This is a genomic window from Rubrivivax gelatinosus, assembly GCF_016583785.1.
Classification (GTDB): domain Bacteria; phylum Pseudomonadota; class Gammaproteobacteria; order Burkholderiales; family Burkholderiaceae_C; genus Rubrivivax; species Rubrivivax gelatinosus_B.
This window is the reverse complement of record NZ_NRRU01000061.1, coordinates 1-18,885: the sequence shown is the minus strand read 5'-3', so window position 1 is coordinate 18,885 and position 18,885 is coordinate 1. Positions and strand designations below refer to the sequence as shown.

The 18,885-nt window shown below is 71.6% G+C and carries 10 protein-coding genes and 1 pseudogene; 6 read left to right on the top strand and 5 right to left on the bottom strand.

What is annotated here, in order from left to right:
• Positions 1-54: 54 nt before the first annotated feature.
• Complete coding sequence (locus CKO43_RS16075; RefSeq protein ID WP_200379230.1) at positions 55-1,134, top strand: PEP-CTERM sorting domain-containing protein; 1,080 nt, start codon at positions 55-57, stop codon at positions 1,132-1,134.
• Here CKO43_RS16075 and CKO43_RS16070 read toward each other — a convergent pair.
• Both CKO43_RS16070 and CKO43_RS16065 read right to left on the bottom strand, forming a co-directional pair.
• Complete coding sequence (locus CKO43_RS16070) at positions 1,121-4,888, bottom strand: hypothetical protein (protein ID WP_200379229.1); 3,768 nt, start codon at positions 4,886-4,888, stop codon at positions 1,121-1,123. The genes CKO43_RS16075 and CKO43_RS16070 overlap by 14 nt on opposite strands.
• Positions 4,889-5,270: 382 nt before the next feature.
• The gene (locus CKO43_RS16065) at positions 5,271-5,672 is read right to left on the bottom strand and encodes a RidA family protein (protein WP_242478225.1); all 402 of its coding nucleotides are present in this window, start codon (positions 5,670-5,672) and stop codon (positions 5,271-5,273) included.
• Positions 5,673-5,826: 154 nt separating this feature from the next.
• On the opposite strand from CKO43_RS16065, the gene CKO43_RS16060 reads away from it, so the two are divergent.
• Positions 5,827-8,211, top strand: coding sequence for an acetamidase/formamidase family protein (locus tag CKO43_RS16060; protein ID WP_200379228.1), 2,385 nt, complete (start codon positions 5,827-5,829; stop codon positions 8,209-8,211).
• Here the strand turns inward: CKO43_RS16060 and CKO43_RS16055 are convergent.
• The 3 genes and pseudogenes from CKO43_RS16055 to CKO43_RS16045 form a co-directional block, all read right to left on the bottom strand.
• A pseudogene (locus CKO43_RS16055) lies at positions 8,198-9,472 on the bottom strand (acetamidase/formamidase family protein); the annotation flags it as partial. The gene CKO43_RS16060 and the pseudogene CKO43_RS16055 sit on opposite strands and share 14 nt — an antisense overlap.
• The gene (locus CKO43_RS16050) at positions 9,444-11,054 is read right to left on the bottom strand and encodes an amino acid ABC transporter permease/ATP-binding protein (RefSeq protein ID WP_200379226.1); all 1,611 of its coding nucleotides are present in this window, start codon (positions 11,052-11,054) and stop codon (positions 9,444-9,446) included. The pseudogene CKO43_RS16055 and the gene CKO43_RS16050, both read right to left, overlap by 29 nt.
• A 205-nt stretch (positions 11,055-11,259) precedes the next feature.
• Positions 11,260-12,144 (bottom strand): ABC transporter substrate-binding protein, encoded by an 885-nt coding sequence (locus CKO43_RS16045; RefSeq protein WP_200232069.1) that lies wholly within the window; start codon positions 12,142-12,144, stop codon positions 11,260-11,262.
• A 292-nt stretch (positions 12,145-12,436) separates the two neighbouring features.
• Between CKO43_RS16045 and CKO43_RS16040 the strand changes: the two genes are divergently transcribed.
• From CKO43_RS16040 to CKO43_RS16025, 4 genes are all read left to right on the top strand, one after another.
• A complete protein-coding gene (locus CKO43_RS16040; RefSeq protein ID WP_200379225.1) occupies positions 12,437-13,237 on the top strand; it encodes a hypothetical protein in 801 nt (266 codons plus the stop codon).
• Positions 13,238-13,347: 110 nt separating this feature from the next.
• A complete protein-coding gene (locus CKO43_RS16035) occupies positions 13,348-13,902 on the top strand; it encodes an ECF-type sigma factor (protein WP_200379224.1) in 555 nt (184 codons plus the stop codon).
• Positions 13,903-13,933: 31 nt separating this feature from the next.
• A complete protein-coding gene (locus CKO43_RS16030) occupies positions 13,934-16,780 on the top strand; it encodes a protein kinase domain-containing protein (protein ID WP_200379223.1) in 2,847 nt (948 codons plus the stop codon).
• 48 nt (positions 16,781-16,828) lie between these two features.
• Positions 16,829-18,885, top strand: a 2,057-nt coding sequence (locus CKO43_RS16025) for an NHL domain-containing protein (protein ID WP_455710410.1), incomplete at its 3' end; no start/stop codon positions are given.

The following is an 18,885-nucleotide window of genomic DNA, read 5'->3' as shown; positions in this document are numbered from 1 at the left end:
CGTTCGCCCGGTCGCAGTGCCTTCGCGCCGTGGCTTCTGGCCTTGGCGGCGACCGTGCTGCCAGCCGCGCCGGCCGGCGCGGCCGACGGCTACCGCTTCACCTGGCTCGAGCCCTTCGGTGGCCACGACCTGGCGCAGGTCACCGCCATCAACTCGCGCGGCGACGTCGTCGGCTACCTCTATGGCGGCGAACGCGGGCTGGAAGGGGCGATCTGGTGGCACGACGGCCGGCGAACGGCTTTCGGCAATGTGCAGGCGCTGGCGTCGAACGCCTCGGGCACCGTGCTGTTGTGGACCGACCAGGCCGCGTGGACCTGGTCGGCCGGCCAGCTCGCCCCGCTGCAGTGGAACGGCTACTCGCGGGTCTACGACCTGAACGATGCCGGCACGGTGGTCGGCAGCAGCCCGCTGGGCAACAGCATGGTCCCGACGCGCTGGGACGGCGGCGTCGCGCGCACGCTGCCGTCACCCGGGCTCTGGTGGTCCGAAGCGTCGGCGATCAACGACGACGGCCTGATCGCCGGCTACATCACCAGCGCAGCCGGCGTTCAACGACCCGCGCTGTGGCGCAACGACGAGCTCATCGAGCTGCCGCTGCCGGAGGGCTTCTGGGGCGGTGCGTGGAACGTCGGTTCGAGCGGCGTCGCCGTCGGCAGCATCAGGGGCTTGCTGGAAAACGGCCTCACCGGCGAGCCGCGGGCGGCGTTCTGGGATGGCGACGGGCTGCACGAGCTCGAGACCGTCGGCAGCTGGAGCGTGGCATCCGCGATCAGCGCCGCCGGGGTGGTGGTCGGCGGGTCGACCGCGCAGCCGGGCCGCGGCTTCTCGGCGATGTGGGTCGACGGCGCGTTCGTCGACCCCAGCCGCTTCCTCGACCCGGCGCTGGTCGCGGCCGGCTGGGGCCTCGTGACCACCGAGGACATCAACGACGCCGGGCAGATCGTCGGCAACGCCCACGACGGCACGACCGGCCGCGGCGTCGGCTTCATCATGACCCCGGTTCCCGAGCCCGGCAGCTTCGCGCTGCTGCTGGCCGGTCTCGCCGTGCTGGCGAGGCGCCGGCGTGCCGTCCTCACCGCACCTGCAGTACGTTCAGAGCGACGGCCGCGCGGCGCCCGCCTCAAGGCTTCTTGACGTACGCAACGGTGAAGCCTCCCTTGTAGTACACGATCTTCAACTTGACCGCCGTCGCGCTGGTATGGGTCTGGCCATCCTTCCATTCGATGCCGCCCTCTGTCTTGGCGGTAATGGTGGCTTTCATCGCGAACTCCGCGTCCACCCCGCCGCCGATCTTCTTGGCCACCTCGTGGGCGATCTCGTCGCTCCTGGTCGTCTCGAAGTCGAACTCGCCCACCTCGGCGGTCGCAATCAGGTAGAAGTAGTCGTAGGCGTCGAAGTCCTCGCGCGGAATCTGCACCACGTCGCGGCCGCGCAGCTGCGCGTTGATGCCCACGCCGCCCAGGACTTCGCCGCTGATCTCGACCTGGTAGCGCGGGTCGTCGAACTCGTTGGTGACGCCGACTTCCAGCTGCCCTTGGCGCGAGTAGTCGGTGGCCATCAGGAAACCGACCGCGGTGCCGCGCTGCTTGACGTCGATGCCGAAGCGGCCGATCAGCAGGTTGTTGCCGTAGCCCTTCAGGTCGACGTTGAACTTGATGCTCGCCCTGGACTTGCGCGTCGGCTTGGCGCCCTGAACGTTCTGCTGCACCTGCTGGCTGTACTGGCGGTGCTCTTCGGGCGTCTTGTTGCCCTTGTTCTTCTCCGCTTCGGACAGCTTGATCGCGTCCTGGGCCTGGCTCGGGCTTACCTTCTCGGCCTGCGCGGCGCGCTGGCGCACGATCTCCTTGGCCACCTCGGCGTCGGCCTGCGTGCGCCCGAGCTCGAGGTCCTTGTCCTGCTTGTCCAGGTCGGTGCCGTACTTCGCCTGGATCTCGCGCGCCCGGTTCGCGGCTTCGGCGATCGCGATCGAGTTGTCCGAGAGCTTCTTCAGCAGGTCGGCCACCTCCTGGCGGCCGGACATGTCGCGAAAGATGCCGGGCGTACCCAGCAAGGCCAAGGCCGCGCCCAGCCCGGCCGGGTCTGGCGCCGGCGTCGGGCTGACGATGTTGACCAGCGCCTGCGGGAACGCGCTCGGCGTGGCGCCGACCGCCTGCGGCGAGGGCTGCACCGGCTGCACCGCGGCGATCTCCGGGGCCTCGATCGGCAGCGGGTGCTCGTCCCACTTCCAGAAGCGCGTGTTGTCGATTTCCTCCGACACATTGCAGTGCCCGAGCTTGCCCTCGGCGAACACGCCCCGCGTCGACATGCTCAGCAGGCGCTCGGACACGGCCGAGGCCAGCGGCAGCCGCCCGAGCACGAACTGCCGGTCGGCGTCGTCCAGCGCGGCGAGCCGGTCGAGCGCGGCCTGGCGCCGTGCGGGGTCGTCGCCGTTCAAGGCCGCTGCCACGTCGACGACGAAGCTGTCGTCGACGCGCGCCGACTGCCGCGCCAGGCCGAACGCCACGTAGCTGCCGAACATGTCCAGCGGTGCGGGGTCGACATGGTCGGCCATCACCTGGCCGGCCGTCCAGGGCCGGCCCTCGAACTCGACGGCGATGTTGTTCGGGTTGTTCGCCAGTTGCAGCACGCCGTCGTAGTAGCTGCGGTTGAGCTCCAGGTGGGACATCAGCGCGTTGAGCGCCAGATCGTCCTCTGCCGCCACGTAATCGACGCGCTGCGGCTTGGGGCCGACGGTGGACGTGGTCGGCGGTGGCGGCTGGGTCGACAGCATCAGGCCGGTGCTGCCGCCGTCGTCGTCGAGTTCGTGCTGCGCCGCGTCGGCCAGGATGTTGGTGCGCTCGTTGGCCGCGGTCAGCATCGTGATCAGGATGTTGGTCACGGTCCAGTCGCCGCCGTCGTTGATGTCCTTGAGCTTGACCTCGACGCCCTTGATCTCCTTCCAGGCCAGCGCCACCGGCAGCGCCTTGACGAACTCGGGCGACGTGCCTTCATCGCCGGCGCCGTCGCACTGGAACTCGAAGACGCGGCCGTCGTGCAGGTGCAGGACGACGAACACGGGCTCGGACGTGTCGTCGTCGTTGGTCGTGAACTGAGCGATGAGCTGGGTGAAGACCTTGGCGCCCGGGTCGATGGTCTGGCTGCTGCCGGCCCACTTGTTGGTGTCGCGCTTGAGCTTTTCCTCGCCGAGCGCGACACGGGCCGCGGCGTCGAAGGCGGCCCCGAGCCTGGGGTCCAGCAGCAAGGGCTCGAGCATGTAGCGCCGGCCCAGCAGCACGGCGGCGCTCAGCACCCCGGGCAGCCGCGAACCGAGCTTCACCAGGACCGCCTCGCGCCGGCGCACCCACTGCACGGTGACGCGGTAGTGGCGCAGCACCTCGTAGTACATCACCGTGAGGGTGTGGCTGTGGTTGTAGTTCGAGAAGGTGCGCGTCTGGATGCTCTCGTTCTCCTCCTGGCGCGCCTGGATGACGACGGTCGAGTTGATCTCGCGCTGAGCCGAGCTCGCCTGCGAGAAGCTGTCGTTGAGCCGTTGCACGTTCTCGGCCGCCAGCTCGCGGCTGCCTTCGCTGGTGGCCGTGCTGCCGCCCAGGCTCCAGGTGTTGCCGGCCGCGGCGCCGAGCCCGACGACGCCCAGGTTCGCGCCGCCGCTGGCGCCGGTGGCGCTGGCCATGCCGCCCATGAACGAACTGCCGTGCTGGATTTCCTTCAAGCCCGCCTTGACGGTCTCGGAGATGGTCCGGTCGCGGTGCGTCTGATGCAGGATCTCCTCGGTCAGCCGGGTGCTCTCGTCGCGCTGCGTGCGGCTGTCCCAGGACCAGTCGATCACCGCCAGGCGCACCGTCTCGCCGGGCGCCAGCGGCAGGCTGTACAGGATTTCGCCCAGCGAATGGCCGAGCGAGAACCACGACACCTTGTAGTCGTCGACGTAAGCGGCCTTGAAGCCCTCGGGCAGTTCGAAGGTATCGGGCGCCTGGTTCAGCCGCACGACCTGCCGGAGCACGAACTCCTGCAGTGCCAGGTTCGCCGGTACCAGTTCTTCGCAGCCGTTTTCGCCCACCAGCGTCTTGGGGCTGGCGGCGAACGAGGCCGGCGACAGCCGCCAGTCGGTGAGCCCGGGGTTCTGCAGCGCCCGCGGGCCCATGTTGATCAGCGACGCCGGCAGCGTGTTCCATTTCAGCGCCAGCCGCGCGACCACGGCATCCGAGGCGAAACGAGCCTGCGCCAGTGCGTCTATGCGCCCCGGGTGGCCGTAGGACGAGATCCAGATCGCGAGCCGGGACCGCGCCTGCGGATCGTTGCGCCGCGCCTCGATCGCCTCGGCCAGCAGCAGTTGCACATCGGGGCGAAGACGCTTCAGGTCGAACGAGCAGTAGCCGACGTGGTCGGTGGTCAGGACGCCCAGCGGAAACGACCATACGTCGCCGGCGTCGTCGACTTCGGGAACGACTCCGAGCTCGAACTCAGGCGCCAGCGCGCGCACCGCCGCAGCGAGCAGCTTGTCCAGCGTAGCCGCCGGCACCGCCGCGAAGTGCTCGCTGCGCGCTGCCTCCAGCGCGTGCTTGAACGCCTGCCCGGCGAGACCGCGCGCGAGACCCGGGTCGCCGATCAGGCGCTGCCGGCTGGGCTCGTCGAGCACCCCGGCAAAGGCGGCCAGCGCCGCCGCCTCCACCCGGCCCCGCACCGCCGTGTCGGCAGCCGCCTGCGGGTCGACCTCCTGCAGCGCGGCGCGGACCGGCTCGCGCCAGCGCTCGCTCGCAGGCAGTTTCGGCACGGTGCGCGGTACCGCCACCTCGGCGTACAGGGGGAGCCGCAGCGTCGGGTGGCCGGTGTCGGGGTCATGGACGAAGATGCAGAGGTGCGCCGGGGCGGACAAGGCTGAAACAGGCACGGTCGTCCCCCGAAAAGATGGTGGCGCAGACTAGGCGTGGGCTTCCAGACGCGTCTGTCCCTAGCTCGGTTCGGGCTCGAGGACCGGCACCCGGCGTGGCCGACGGCGGCGCCGGCTACGAGGGAAGCGGGGTTGCACGCGTACCTCGCCGACCCTGTCGACGACATGGAGTCTTTCGCGCGCGAGGACGCTGGCGGCAAGGCTGCGGCCTGACTCGAACGTCGGTGACGGGGCGGCGGTCACATCCGCCCCAGCCGCCCCAGCCGCCACTCGCCACTCGCCACTTGAGCCGCTGCCACCGGCCCGCACCGCCCCGGCAATCCGAAGAGCTCCGGACGCTGCGCCCCGCGGCGTCAAGCCTCCGGACACCGAAGACGGAGGATCAGCCCGCCGCCGGCCGTCGCGCGACGAAGTCGATCTCGATCCGCGCCCCCTTGGCCAGCCCGGTGACGCCGATGCAGGTGCGCGCCGGCCGTCGGCCGGGGGCGAAGAAGCTGGCGTAGACGGCGTTCATCGCCGCGTAGTCCGCGTCGAAGTGCAGCAGGTAGACACGCGCCTGCAGCACGTGCTCCAGACCGAGGCCGCAGCCGGCCAGCACCGTCTGCAGGTTGTGCATCACCTGGCGCGTCTGCGCCTCGATGCCCTCGGGGTAGGGCGCGTCCAGCGAGGTGCCGGTGAACGGCATCTGCCCGGTGACGAAGACCCAGCCCTCGGCTTCGACGGCGTGGCTGAAGGGTGCGACCGGGTCGGGTGCGCCGGCGATCATGTGGAACAGGGGCGACATGCTGCAGGCGGCCGGGGTGCCGCTCGCCCCGCGGCGGCGGCCGGCCATTCGAAGTGGATGAGGCCCTGGCTGCAGCCAGTCCCGTGCCAGCGCCGCCCGGCGCTGATGGCGCACTTCTTGCAGTTTGCCGTGCCAGCAGTCTGGAAGTACCCCCTTGCGCGTCGATCAGTTCTCGACCGATTCCTTTCCGGTGCACCAGCGCCACCATGCGTGGCGCGATGCGCTGCAGCAGCACCGCCTGCAGCCCGAACTGACAGCGGCGGCGCCGCCGCTGTACGGCAGCCTGACGGCGGGGCGCACCGGCCGCGGCGTCGGCCTGGCGCGCATCGCCTCGTCGCCGCAGACCCTGCTGCGCCTGGGCGACGAAGCCGACGCGCTGTGGCTGGCGCTGCACCTGGGTGGTGAGGCCGCGCTGCACGACGGGCGCCAGCGCATCGAACTGGCGCCCGGCGACATCGTCTTCGGCCCGGCGCGCGCCCGCGCCGGCCTGGACTTCCGCTCCGACTTCCGCCAGTTCATCGTCTCCATGCCCGGCGCCAGCCTGAAAGCGCGGCTGCCCGACGCGCCGGCGCTGGCGCTGGGCCATCTGTCGGGGCGCGCCGGGCTGGGGCGGCTGTTCGCGGGCACGCTGTCGGCGCTGGCCGACGCCTTCGACACGCTGGACGACGGCGACATCGCGCCGGTGGAGTCGGCGCTGTCGGAGTTCATCGCCACCAGTCAGGCGGCGCAGGCCGGGCCGGAGCAGCCGGCGGCCAGCCGCACGCGCGCGGCCACGCTGCGCCGGCTGTGCGAGCACATCGAGGCCCAGCTCAGCGACGCCTCGCTGTCGCTGGCGGCGGTGGCGGCGCACGAACGCGTCTCCGAACGCCTGGTGCAGAAGCTGTTCGAAGGCCTGGGCCAGTCGTTTACCGCCTATCTGCGCCAGCGCCGGCTGGAGCGCTGCCGCGCCGACCTCGCCAACCGCCAGTACGGCCACCTGTCGATCTCGGACATCTGCTTTCGCTGGGGCTTCAACGACCCGGCGCACTTCAGCCACTGCTTCCGCGACCGCTTCTCGATGTCGCCGCGCCAGTACCGCCAGCAGGCCAACGAAGCCAGCCAGCAGTCGCTGCGCAAACGCATCCGCCGCGGCTGGCCCTCGGGCTACTTCGAGACCCCGGCCGAAGACCCGGTGGCCGCGGCCGCCGCGGCTGCCGGCGGCGGCGACGAGAGCAGCGCCGCGCAGGCGGCGTCGGCACTGGCGCACGGCAGCGCGGTGGCGGCCGGGCGCCACCACCACCTGCCGGCCACCGCAAAGACCATCCACTGGGGCTACTTCTCGCGCGCCATCCCGCCGGTGCTGAGCGTGGCGTCCGGCGACATCGTCACGATCGAGACCCTGACCCAGCACGCCTACGACGACCACGAACGCATGATCAAGGGCGACTCGGGCGCCGAGAGCGTGTTCGCCTGGACGCACGAGCACAAGGCGGTGGACCGCCGCGGCGCCGGCCCGACCGACGCCTCGATCTACGGCCGCGGCAGCGGCGAGGGTTTCGGCGTGCACATCTGCACCGGCCCGATCCACGTCCAGGACGCCGAGCCCGGCGACGTGCTGGAGCTGCGCATCCTCGACCTGGCGCCGCGACTGGCGGCCAACGCCAAGTACCAGGGCCGCGCCTTCGGCAGCAACGCTGCCGCCTGGTGGGGCTTCCATTACGAGGACCTGATCGAGGAGCCGCGCCAGCGCGAGGTGGTGACGATCTACGAGGTCGACTGCAGCCAGGGCCAGGCCTGCGCGCACGCGGTCTACAACTTCCGCTGGACGCCGCAGACCGACCCCAGCGGCGTGCTGCACCCGACGATCGACTACCCCGGCATCCCTGTCGACCGCGCCTCCATCGTCGAGAACCACGGCGTGCTCGAAGGCGTGCGCATCCCGGTGCGGCCGCACTTCGGCGTCATCGCGGTGGCGCCGGCGGTCACGGGGCTGGTCGACTCGGTGCCGCCGTCGTCCTTCGGCGGCAACCTGGACAACTGGCGCATCGCCAAGGGCGCCACCGTCTACCTGCGTGTGGGCGTCGACGGCGCGCTGCTGTCGGTGGGCGACCCGCACGCCTCGCAGGGCGACAGCGAGCTCTGCGGCACCGCCATCGAGTGCTCGCTCACCGGCGTCTTCCAGGTCGTGCTGCACAAGGCCGCCGACCTGGGCAGCGAGCCCTATGCCGACATCGACTACCCGCTGGTGGAGACGCCCGACGAATGGGTGATCCACGGCTTCAGCCACGCCGACTACCTGAAGGAGTTCGGCGACAAGGCGCGCAGCGCGATCTACGAGAAGTCCTCGCTCGACCCGGCGATGCGCGACGCCTTCCGCAAGACGCGCCGCTTCCTGATGACGGCGATGGGGCTCAGCGAGGACGAGGCGATCTCGCTGATGTCGGTCGCCGTCGACTTCGGCATCACCCAGGTCGTCGACGGCAACTGGGGCGTGCACGCGGTCATCCGCAAGGCGCTGTTCGCCGGGCGCACGCCCCGGGCGGCGCTCAGCGGTCCGTGAAGACGTTCTTGCGGATCGAGCCGTGCACGCCCCAGTTGGCGTCCACCACCTGCGTCACGCCGAAGTCCGCCGCCACCGACAGCAGGGCGATGGCCTCGTCCTCGCTCAGCCGGTGCACCGTCATCAGGAAGCGGCGCAGCTTCCTGAAGGCGTCGCGCATCGCCGGGTCGAGCGAGGACTTGGCGCCGATCAGCGTCTGCGCGTCGGGCCCGAGCGCGGCCAGGTAGTTGGCGTAGGTGAAGCCGTAGACCGACCACAGCTCGTCGGTCTCCAGCAGCGGGTGGTCCAGGCCTTCGAGGATGCTGCCGCCGAGTTCGTCGTGCTTGTGCAGCACGAACTCGAAGTCGCCGGTGAGCGAGGTCTCGATCGCGGTGCCGCCCAGCTCGCTGTCGCCCTGAGCCGCGTGCGGGTCGCCGACCGAGAAGAAGGCGCCCGGCACGGCCACCGGGTAGTACATGCGCGCGCCCTTGCCGATGCGCCAGTCGTCGATGTTGCCGCCGGTGTAGCTGGGCGGGATCGAACTCACGAAGTCCGACTCCGACGGCGCCAGCCCCATCGTGCCGAAGTGCAGCCGCGCCGGCACCTTGACGTTGCGCAGGATGTTCTCGCGCTTGTTCACCAGCGCGTGGTCGACCCGCACGCCGGGGTAGTCGATGGTGGCGTGCACCACGCCGTCGGGGTCGGTCTGCGGCGTCCAGACGTAGTTGTAGACGGCGCGCGCGAAGGGCTCGCCGGCGGTGTCGAGCTCGAAGATCGTCACCACCTCGCGCGGTTTGGGCTCCTCGATCAGGTCGCGGAAGTGAAAGCCCCAGGACGCGGCGGCGTTGCTGCCGAAGCAGCGTCCGGCGTAGCAGTGGCTGCAGCTCGGGCGCGGGCGCACGTCGAGGATGCGCACCTCCAGCACGTCGCCGGGCTCGGCGCCTTCGATCACCACCGGCCCGGTCAGCAGGTGCACGCCGACGCCTTCGCCTTCGCCGAGCTTGAACGGGCCCGTCACCGGGCCGGCGCCGCGGCGCGGCACGCCCTTGTGCTCGCGCGTCCAGGCGAACACGGCCTCGGCGCCGGGGTCGCCTGCGATCATGCGTTCGTGGTCGTCGTTGGCGTGGTGGGTCAGGGTCTCGATGGTCACGCGGTCGCCCGAGCGCACCACCAGCGACGGCGTCACCGCCTTGCTGAAGTAGCCCCAGTGGACCGTCTCGGGAGAGACGCGCAGCGTGTGGTGTTTCATGGTCTCAGTCCTTGGCAGGCGTGGCGGCGCCGGGCAGCACGTCGGCGGCCATGACGCGCAGGAAACGGGCGGATTCGGGATGGCCGGGCTGCTGCAGCACCTGCAGCGCCGGGCCGCTTTCGACGATGCGGCCGCCGGCGAGCACGACCACGCGGTCGGCCACCTCGGCGGCAAAACGCAGCTGGTGGGTGGAGATGAGCATGGTCAGCCCGTCTTCCACCGCCAGCCGGCGTATGACCTCCAGCACCTCGTTGACGAGTTCCGGGTCCAGCGCCGAGGTCGGCTCGTCCAGCAGCAGCACGCTGGGGCCGGGGGCCAGCGCGCGTGCGATCGCCACGCGCTGCTGCTGGCCGCCCGAGAGGTGCCGCGGCAGCGCGTCGGCGCGGGCCGCCAGGCCGACACGCGCCAGCAGCGCCAGCGCACGCCGGTCGGCGTCCTCGGCGCTCCAGCCGTGCACCCAGCGCAGCGGGCCGGCGACGTTCTCGCGCGCCGTCAGGTGGGCGAACAGGTTGAACTGCTGGAACAGCATGCCCACGCCCAGGCGGGCGCGCTCGCGCGCCAGGTCGGCGGGGCTCATCAGCTGGCCGTCGGGGCGGTAGCCCAGGCGGTGGCCGCCGACGTGGATGCGCCCGGCGTCCCAGCTGTCGAGGTGGTTGATGCAGCGCAGCAGCGTGCTCTTGCCCGAGCCGCTGGGGCCCAGCAGCGCGACGACCTCGCCGGCCTTGACGACCAGGTTCAGGTCCTGCAGCACCGGCCGGCCGCCGTAGGCCTTGCTCAGGCCGTTGATGCGCAGCGCCACCGGGGCCTCGGCGAGGCGCGCGGCGCGCGCCTCGCGGTCCGTCGGCGCGGCTGGCGGTGGCGGCGCTTCGGCCTCGGCGGCGGCAGCGGCCTCGACGGGGCCGGCGGCCGCGGCCGGCATCACCCGGCACCACGGCAGCCAGCGCGAGACGCCGCGCAGCGCCGCCTGGCGCTCCAGGTCGAAACGCGCCTCCAGCGCCAGCTGCACCAGGCTGAAGGCGCCGGTCAGCACCAGGTACATCACGCCCGAGGCGATGAAGACCGGGAAGAAGTCGAAGGTCGACGAGGCCAGCTGGGTGCTGCGCAGCGTCAGCTCCTGCACCGCCACCACCGAGGCCAGCGACGAGTTCTTCAGCGTGCTGACGGCCTCGTTGCCCATCGCCGGCAGCATCGAGCGCAGCGCCTGCGGCGCGACGACACGCTGCAGCAGCACGCGCGGCGTCATGCCCAGGGCCTGGCCGGCCAGCACCTGGCCGCGGTCGACGCCGACCACCCCCGAGCGCAGCATCTCGGCGATGAAGGTGGCTTCGTTGAAGGCCAGCGCCAGCCCGGCGGCCAGCAGCCCGGGCAGCTTGATGCCGGCGTAGGGCAGGGCGTTGTAGAAGAAGATCATCTGCAGCACCAGGGGCGTGCCGCGGAAGATCACCGCGTAGCCGCGCGCCGCCGCCGCCAGCACCCGGTGGCGGCTCAGCTGCATGGCCGCCAGCGGCAGCGCGACGAGCACGCCGCCCGCCAGCCCGATCAGCGTGGCCGCCAGCGTGAAGCCGATACCCTCGATCAGATAGGGCAGGCTGAGGTAGTGCAGAAATAGGTCCATCTCAGTGACCCGACGCAGCACGCCGGTGCGATCAAGCTTCCCGCCGCGGACCGGCTTGGCCGGTCCGCTGGCGGATGGCCCCCTTGGGGGGTCGCGAGCGAAAGCGAGCTTGGGGGCCCCAAGCTTCCCGCCGCGGCCCGGCTCTGCCGGTCCGCTGGCGGACGGCCCCCTCGGGGGGTAGCGAGCGATAGCGAGCTCGGGGGCCCTACTTCCCCAGGACCAGTCGCGGGGCTTCCAGGTTCGCCACCGGCAGGCCGTGCTTCTTCAGCAGCTCGGTCTGGATGCCCGACTTCTGCAGCAGCACCAGCGCCGCCATCACGGCGTCGCGGAAGTCGGTCTTGCCCTTGGGCACGGCAATGCCCACCGAGTACGGGATCGTCACCGCCACCGCCTTCTCCAGCTTGTCCGGGTAGGCCTTGACGGCGCCGTCGACGGTGTTGACGTCGTTGACGTAGGTGTCGGCGCGGCCGGCGAGGATGGCCTGGATGCAGTTCTGGTTGTTGTCGTAGAGCTGGATCTCGGGCGCGGGCTTGCCGATGGCCTTGCACTGCGCGGCCAGCGCCTGGATCAGCGGCACCTCGACGTAGCCGGTGTTCTCGGCGGCGATGGCGCCGCACATCGAGGTGTTGATGCCGGTGATCTTCTTCGGGTTGCCCTTGGCCACCAGCACGCCGTCGAAGACCTTGGAGTAGGTGATGAAGTCGGCCGCCTTGGCGCGCTCTTCGGTGGCGTAGATGTCGGAGATGACGATGTCGGCCTGGCCCGACTGCAGCGTGGTGAGCAGCGCGGCGAATGTCACCGGCTTGTAGCTCAGCGTGAAGCCCAGGCAGGCGCCGATGCTCTCGCCCAGGTCGATGTCGAAGCCGACGTACCGGCTCGGGTCCTTCGGGTCCAGCGTTTCGTAGCCCGGGGTGTGCGGGTTGATTGCGTTGACCAGGTTCTTGCCCTTGAACTGCGGGTACTTCGCCTGCAGCGCGGCGCACTGCGCCGGCGGCTTGGCGGCTTCGGCGTGGGCGCCGGTGGCGCCGAAAGCCAGGGCCGCGAGACAGGCGGCGGCGCGCAGAGTGGCCGCGAGGGAGGTGATGTGCATGGTCCGGTGCTCCTGAACGGTGCCAGCCGGCGGGCACCACACCCGCCTTGCTGCATCGCACCATCAAAGGGTAGGAGCAGGACCGCCGGCGCACTTGTGTGCAGGCGCACGACTGCTTGTGCGGCGGGCCGAGCGCGTTCGTCGCCGCGTGACGCCGCCTGCCAGCCCTCGGCTTCTCCCTCCCGCGAAAGACCGCAGCCCCCTGCCTGTCGATGTCAAACCTCGACCGCCGATCTCGTTCACCTGGTCATGAGGACTGTGCGCAGGGCCTCCATGGCGACGAGGGAGCAGCATGGACTGGGTCTTCAAGGTGGTGTTGACGGCGGCGACGGTGTGGGTCGTGATGGTGGTGGCAGGGCGCAGCGGCCGGCGCCTGGCCGGTGTGGCCGCCGCACTGCCCACCATCACGGCGCCCACGCTGGCCTGGCTCATCCACGAACGTGGCGTCGGCTTCGCCATGGACGCGGCCATCGCGAGCGTGAGCGCCTGCGCCATGCTGGCGATCTTCACGCTGGGTTATGCGCTCGCGTCCCGGCGCCGCGGCCATGTCTGCGCGCTGCTGTGCGGCCTGGCCGGCGCCCTGATCCTGGCCTGGCCGGCGTATGCCGCGAGTGCCGGCCTGGCCGAAGCCTTGATGCTCGGGCTCGGCTGCAGTGCGCTGGCGCTGTATTGCATGCCGCGCTGTGCGCCCGAGGCCGTGGCGCTGCCGCACCCGCGTCGCTCCCTGGCCTGCGCGGCGCTCGCGGCGGCCGGCCTCACCGCCTTGGCTGCCACCGCAGGCCCGGCCCTGGGCAGTTTCGCCACCGGGCTGCTGTCGTCGCTGCCTGTGATCAGCGCGGCCGTGGCCATGTTCGAACACGCGCGCGGCGGGCACCGCACCGTCGCGACCTTCCTGCGTGGTTATGCCTGGGGCTTGTTCGGCAAGGCCGCATTCGGGGCTGCCTTCGTGCTGCTGGCGCCGCACGTCGGCGCCGCGGCGGCCCTGGCGCTGGCGTGCGCATGCGCAGGTCTGATGTCGCTGGTGAGGCCTGGGCAGTGGCTTATCGGGCTGCCGCCGCTGCGCCCGGGCTCTGCCGGGCCCGGCCGTGGCTGACACGGTGATACATGCTGGCATCTGCCCACGGCCGGCTCAGGGCCATGGCCTGATGGTTCCGCGGCTACCATCAGGTTTCCGGCTTGTCGGCTGTGGTGCGGAACGCAGGCATGGGGGAAGTCACGCTGTTGATCGAACGTGCACGCGAGGGAGACCGCGCGGCCTTCGACCGCATCTTCGAGCTGCTCTATCCGGATCTACGGCTGATCGCCCGCCGGCGCCTGTCGCGCAGTTCCCGCGATGGGCTGATCGACACGACCGTGCTCGTCAACGAGTGCTACCTGAAGTTCGTGCAGCGCGAGAGCCTGACACTGAACGACCGCGCGCACTTCCTCGGCTACTGCGCGACGGTGATGCGTTCGATCATCGTCGACGCGGCCCGCGTGGCGCAGACCGACCGGCGCGGCGGCGGCGCGGATCAGGTCACGCTGTCCACCGACATGAAGGCCTCGCTGCCCGACCCGGCCGACGAAATCCTGGAAGTGCATGCCGCGCTCGAAGACCTGGGCCGCATCGACGCGCGCCTGGCCGGCGTCGTCGAGATGCGCTACTTCGGCGGCATGGAAGATGCCGAGATCGCGCAAGTGATGGGCGTGTCCAAGCGCACCGTGAGCCGCGACTGGGACAAGGCGCGCCTGTTGCTGGCCCACGCGCTGCGCGGCTGAAGATGGTGGGCCGCCTGGCCGGGGCCACGCCGTGACGCCGCTGTCGCCGTTCGCAGCCGACTGGCCGGCGATCAGCGCGCTGCTCGACGAAGCGCTCGGCCTGCCGGCGTCGGCGCACGCCGCGTGGCTGGATGGCCTGTCGGGCGAGCGTGCCGCGCACGCCCAGGCCCTGCGCACGCTGCTGGCGCACCGCGCCAGCGTCGAGACCGATGACTTCCTGCGCGAGGTGCCCAGGCTGGACCTGGCCGACGCCGAGCCGCCGGGCAGCGGCCTGGTCGCGGGCAGCCACGTCGGCGCCTACCGGCTGATCTCGGAGCTCGGCCGCGGCGGCATGGCCGCGGTCTGGCTCGCCGACCGCTCCGACGGCCTGATGAAGCGCCGTGTGGCGCTGAAGCTGCCGCGCATCGTCTGGGGCGACGCCTTTGCCGAGCGCCTGGCGCGCGAACGCGAGATCCTGGCCACGCTCGAACACGAACACATCGCGCGGCTGTACGACGCCGGCGTCGACGCGTTGGGGCGGCCGTTCCTGGCGATGGAGTACGTCGAGGGAGAGTCCATCGACAGCTACTGCCTGGCCCACGCGCCCGGCGTGCACGAACGCATCGGGCTGCTGCGGCAGGTGATGACCGCGGTCGCGCATGCGCATGCGCGGCTGGTCGTGCACCGCGACCTGAAGCCCAGCAACATCCTCGTCACCCGCGACGGGCAGGTGAAGCTGCTGGACTTCGGCATCGCCAAGCTGCTGGAAGGCGAGCGCACGCGCGCGACCGCGCTGACCGAACTCGGTGGCCGCGCGCTGACGCTGGACTATGCGAGCCCGGAGCAGATCCGCGGCGAGCCGCTGGGCACCGCCAGCGACATCTACAGCATGGCCGTGGTGGCCTACGAGGTGCTGGCGGGTACGCGGCCCTACCGGTTGAAGCGCGCCAGCGTGGCCGAGCTGGAAGAGGCGATCGCCAGCGCCGACCCGCCGCTGGCCAGCGACAGCGCAACGGACCGGCGCCTGGCACGCCAGCTGCGCGGCGATCTCGACTCCATCCTGAACAAGGCGCTGAAGAAGGCCGCTGGCGAGCGCTACGCGACGATGGACGCGTTTGCGCAGGACCTGCAACGCCATCTCGACGGCAAGCCGGTCCAGGCGCGTCCCGACGGTCTGGCCTACCGTGCGGCCAAGTTCGTGCACCGCCATCGCCTGCAGGTGGCGGCCGCGACAGGGGTGGCGCTGGCGCTGGTCGCCGGCACGGCGGTCGCGCTGTGGCAGGCGCGCGAGGCCGCGCGCGCGGCCGCCACGGCCGAGGCCGTGCAGGGCTTCATCGAGTCGGTCTTCGACGCCAATACCAGCGACCAGGCCGATCCCGTGGCGGCGCGTGCCACCACGGCGCGCGAGTTGCTGGACCGCGGTGCCGAGCGCGTCGACCGGGAGCTGGCTTCGGCTCCCGAGGCGCAGCTGCGGCTGTACAAGCTGATGGCGCAGATGTACGTGGGCATGGCCTTGAATGAGCCCAGCATCGCGCTGGAGCGCCGCAGCCTGGCGCTTTCGACGCGGCTGTACGGCGCGCACAGCGATCAGGCCTTGCGCTCGGCAGTCGAAATCGGCCTGGATCTCAGCAGCCTGGGGCGGCGGGACGAGGCCCTCACCGTCTTGCTGCAGGCCGACGCGGCGGCGCGCAGCCGTCGCCGCGATGACGACGCTGTCCGCATGATGATCGACACCGCGCTGGCGATGGTCTACGTCAGTGCCGACCCGCCGCTGGGGCTGGCGCGGGCGCGCAGCGCCGCGGCCCTTGCCCGGGCGCAGGGCGTTTCGGCGGACGGCATCGAGGCCCTGTTCACCCTGGGTGAGAACGCGCGCAAGGCGGGGGCTCTGGCGGAGGCGCGTCAAGCGCTGGTCGACGCCGCCGCCTGGATCGATCTGCAGGGCAAAACGGGCGAGTTGCACATGGTGCTTTCCGCGCTCGGCGCGGTGCAGAACGATCTCGGCCAGATCGAGGCGGCCGGCGCCACGCTGCGCCGTGCGGTCGCACTGAGCGAGCGCCGCAACGAGCCGGCGTTTCGCGCCACCCGCTTCAAGCTGGCGCGCTACCAGTACGAGAACCGGCTGCTGCACGAGGCCCTGGCCGCGGCCGACGCGGATGTTGCGTGGGCGCGCAGGGCCGGGCCCGAAGAAGGCGAGGTTCCGTCAGCGGTGATGGCGAACTACGGTCGCACGCTGGTCGCGTATGGTGACGCCGCGCGCGGACTGGCGGCGCTCGACGAAGCGCGCGCCTTGCTGCCGCGGGCCACGACCGAGCGCATGGGGCCGCTGCTGGCGGCCCGTGCGGATGCACTGGTCGCGCTCGGCAGACTGGACGAAGCACGCGCCGACGTCGAACGGGCGCTCGCGACCACGGCCCGTGCCGGTGGCGCTACGGTCGAGGCGGTCCGCGCGGTGCGCCGCCGCTACTGGCTGGCCGCGGGGCGGCCCGAACAGGCGCTGCAGGACTTCCGGGACCACCCGCAGCAGGCGGGCGAAACCGACACCGCGCCGCTGCGGCTGCGCCGCCAGGCCGAGGAGGCGCAGCTGCTGCTGGCCGCCGGCCGCGATGCCGAGGCGCGCAGCGTGGCCACCGCAGGCCTGGCCGCGCTCGACCGGCTGCCAGAACGTCGCTTCTTCGGCGTCGCCGAGGCCCAGATGACGGCCGTACTGGGGCAGGCGCTGCTGCGCGAGGGGCGCGCAGCCGAGGCGTTGCCGGTGCTGCAGAAGTCGCTGACCCTGCACCTGGTGCAGTACGACCCCGTGCACAGCCCGGCGGTGGCGAACGCGCGGCGCGCCCTGGCCGAAGCCGAGGACGCTGCGCGGCGCGCAGGCACGGGCACAAGCCCTACCGAGCGCCGCTGAAGCCGGCCATCCGGACAGGGGGCTCCAGTGCTAAAAGACGTGGTGCCGATGTCCATCGGCCGCGGGGGACTTCGTTCAATGAAGCAGCAGGTACTGCGCGGCAAGCGCAGCGCCGGTCTTCACTTCCCTGCGGAGCCCCCCGTGACGACATCCTTCATGAGCCTCTTCAGTTCCGCCTTGCGGCTGCGCGGGTTGCGCGCCGCGGCGGCCGGCCTGTGCTTCGCCGCCGTCGCCGCCTGCGGCGACGGCTCCGATGCACCGCCATCCGGCGGGGGCCCGGCGGCCGCGGATGCGCCCGTCATCACCCAGCAGCCTGCCGACCTCGACGTGACGAGCGGCCAGCCCGCGAGCTTCACCGTGGTGGCGACCGGCAGCGCGCCGCTGGCCTACCAATGGCAACGCAACGGCGCCGCCATCGCCGGCGCCACGGCCGCCAGCTACGCGCTCGCGGCCGCGGCACCCACCGACACCGGCGTGGTCTTTCGCGTGCTGGTCAGCAATGCCGCCGGCACCGCGACGAGCCGCGACGCCACGCTCACAGTGAGCACCGCGCCACCGGTGCTGTCGATCACGCAGCAGCCGGTGGATGTGGCGGTGAGCGCCGGCGCGTCGGCCGGCTTCAGCGTGGCGGCGACCTGCAGCAGCGGCAGCCTGAACATCCAGTGGCAGCGCAACAGCGGCGCCGACGGCGCGTTCGTGGCCATCGCCTCGGCAACCGCGGCGAGTTACACCCACACCGCCGCCATCGCCGACAGCGGCGCGCAGTTCCGGGCGGTGCTCGACTGTGGCGGACAAAGCGCGGGCACCAGCAGCGCGGCCACGCTGACGGTGAGCAACCCGCCCGCGGTGGTCATGACACCGGTGGCGATCAACGGGCTGCGCCGTCAGGCTGAGATCGACTTCTCGCGCGGCATCGTCAGGGAGAGCACGGGCAGCTACGCCTTCGTCTCGGGCAATGCCGTGCTGCGCCTGGCCGCCGACCTGCAATCGATCACGCTGATCGCCGGTTCGGTGGCCGACAGGAGCGGCAGCACCGTCGACGGCGTGGGCGCTGCCGCCCGCTTCAACGGCGCCTACGGCATTGCGAAGGATGCGTCCGGCGCGCTCTACGTCACGGAGCAATCGGGCAACGTCGTGCGGCGTGTGGCGCCAGACGGCACGGTGACGACGATCGCCGGCTCGCCCGGCGTCAGTGGCAGTGCCAACGGCAGCGGCAGTGCGGCGCGTTTCTATTTGCCGCGCGCCATCGCCATCGGGCCCGACGGCGACCTCTATGTGGCCGACGCCGGCAACAGCGTCGTGCGGCGCGTGACGACGGCGGGCGCGGTGTCCACCTACGCCGGCGCGCCGGGCGTCTACGCCTATGTCGATGGCCCCGCCGCCGCGGCCCGATTCAATCAGCCCAATGGGATTGCGGTCGCCGACGACGGCACGGTCTATGTCGCCGACGCCAACAACAATCGCATCCGGCGCATTCTGCGCAGCGGCAATGCGGCCGGCACGGTCGACACGCTGGCCGGCAATGGCGTCGGCACGTCGGCGCCGGACGGCACGGGCACCGCGGCGGGGGTTCCGTATCCCGGCGAGATGGCCTTGGCGGGTGGCACGCTCTATGTGCGAGACAGTTTCGGCCTGCTGCGCAAGATCGACACCGGCAGCGCCGTCGTGACGACGCTGACCGGCACCGCGGGCGCGACGGTGCCCCGAGACGGCCCGCGCGGCGCCGCCGTCATCGGCAACACGCTCAGCGGTGGCGCCCTGGCCCCGGCGGCCAACGGCGGGCTGCTGATCACCGAGACGAACCTCTTCCTCGGCGCGGTACGCAGCGTCGACGCCAGCGGCCTGGTGACCACGATCGCGGTGGCCAAGCCGCTGGGCAACAGCGGCTTCACGCCCGGAACCGGCGTGCTCGCCCAGCTGCCGTTCACGGGCTTCCCGAACGACGCCACCGAGGCCGGCCTGGCCCAGTTCAGCCTTGCCCCCATCGCCATTGCCGCAGCGCCCGACGGCAGCCTGGTGCTCGGCACCCGGGAACACGTGCGCCGCATCGCGCCCGACGGCAGCGTCGCGCCGCTCATCGGGCTGACCGGCGCCGGCAACTTCGA

Coding starts and splice junctions, on each gene's coding strand:
- CKO43_RS16065 (WP_242478225.1), bottom strand. CDS start 5,672: ATGTCGCCCCTGTTCCACATGATCGCCGGCGCACCCGACCCGGTCGCA.
- CKO43_RS16050 (WP_200379226.1), bottom strand. CDS start 11,054: ATGGACCTATTTCTGCACTACCTCAGCCTGCCCTATCTGATCGAGGGT.
- CKO43_RS16045 (WP_200232069.1), bottom strand. CDS start 12,144: ATGCACATCACCTCCCTCGCGGCCACTCTGCGCGCCGCCGCCTGTCTC.
- CKO43_RS16040 (WP_200379225.1), top strand. CDS start 12,437: ATGGACTGGGTCTTCAAGGTGGTGTTGACGGCGGCGACGGTGTGGGTC.
- CKO43_RS16035 (WP_200379224.1), top strand. CDS start 13,348: ATGGGGGAAGTCACGCTGTTGATCGAACGTGCACGCGAGGGAGACCGC.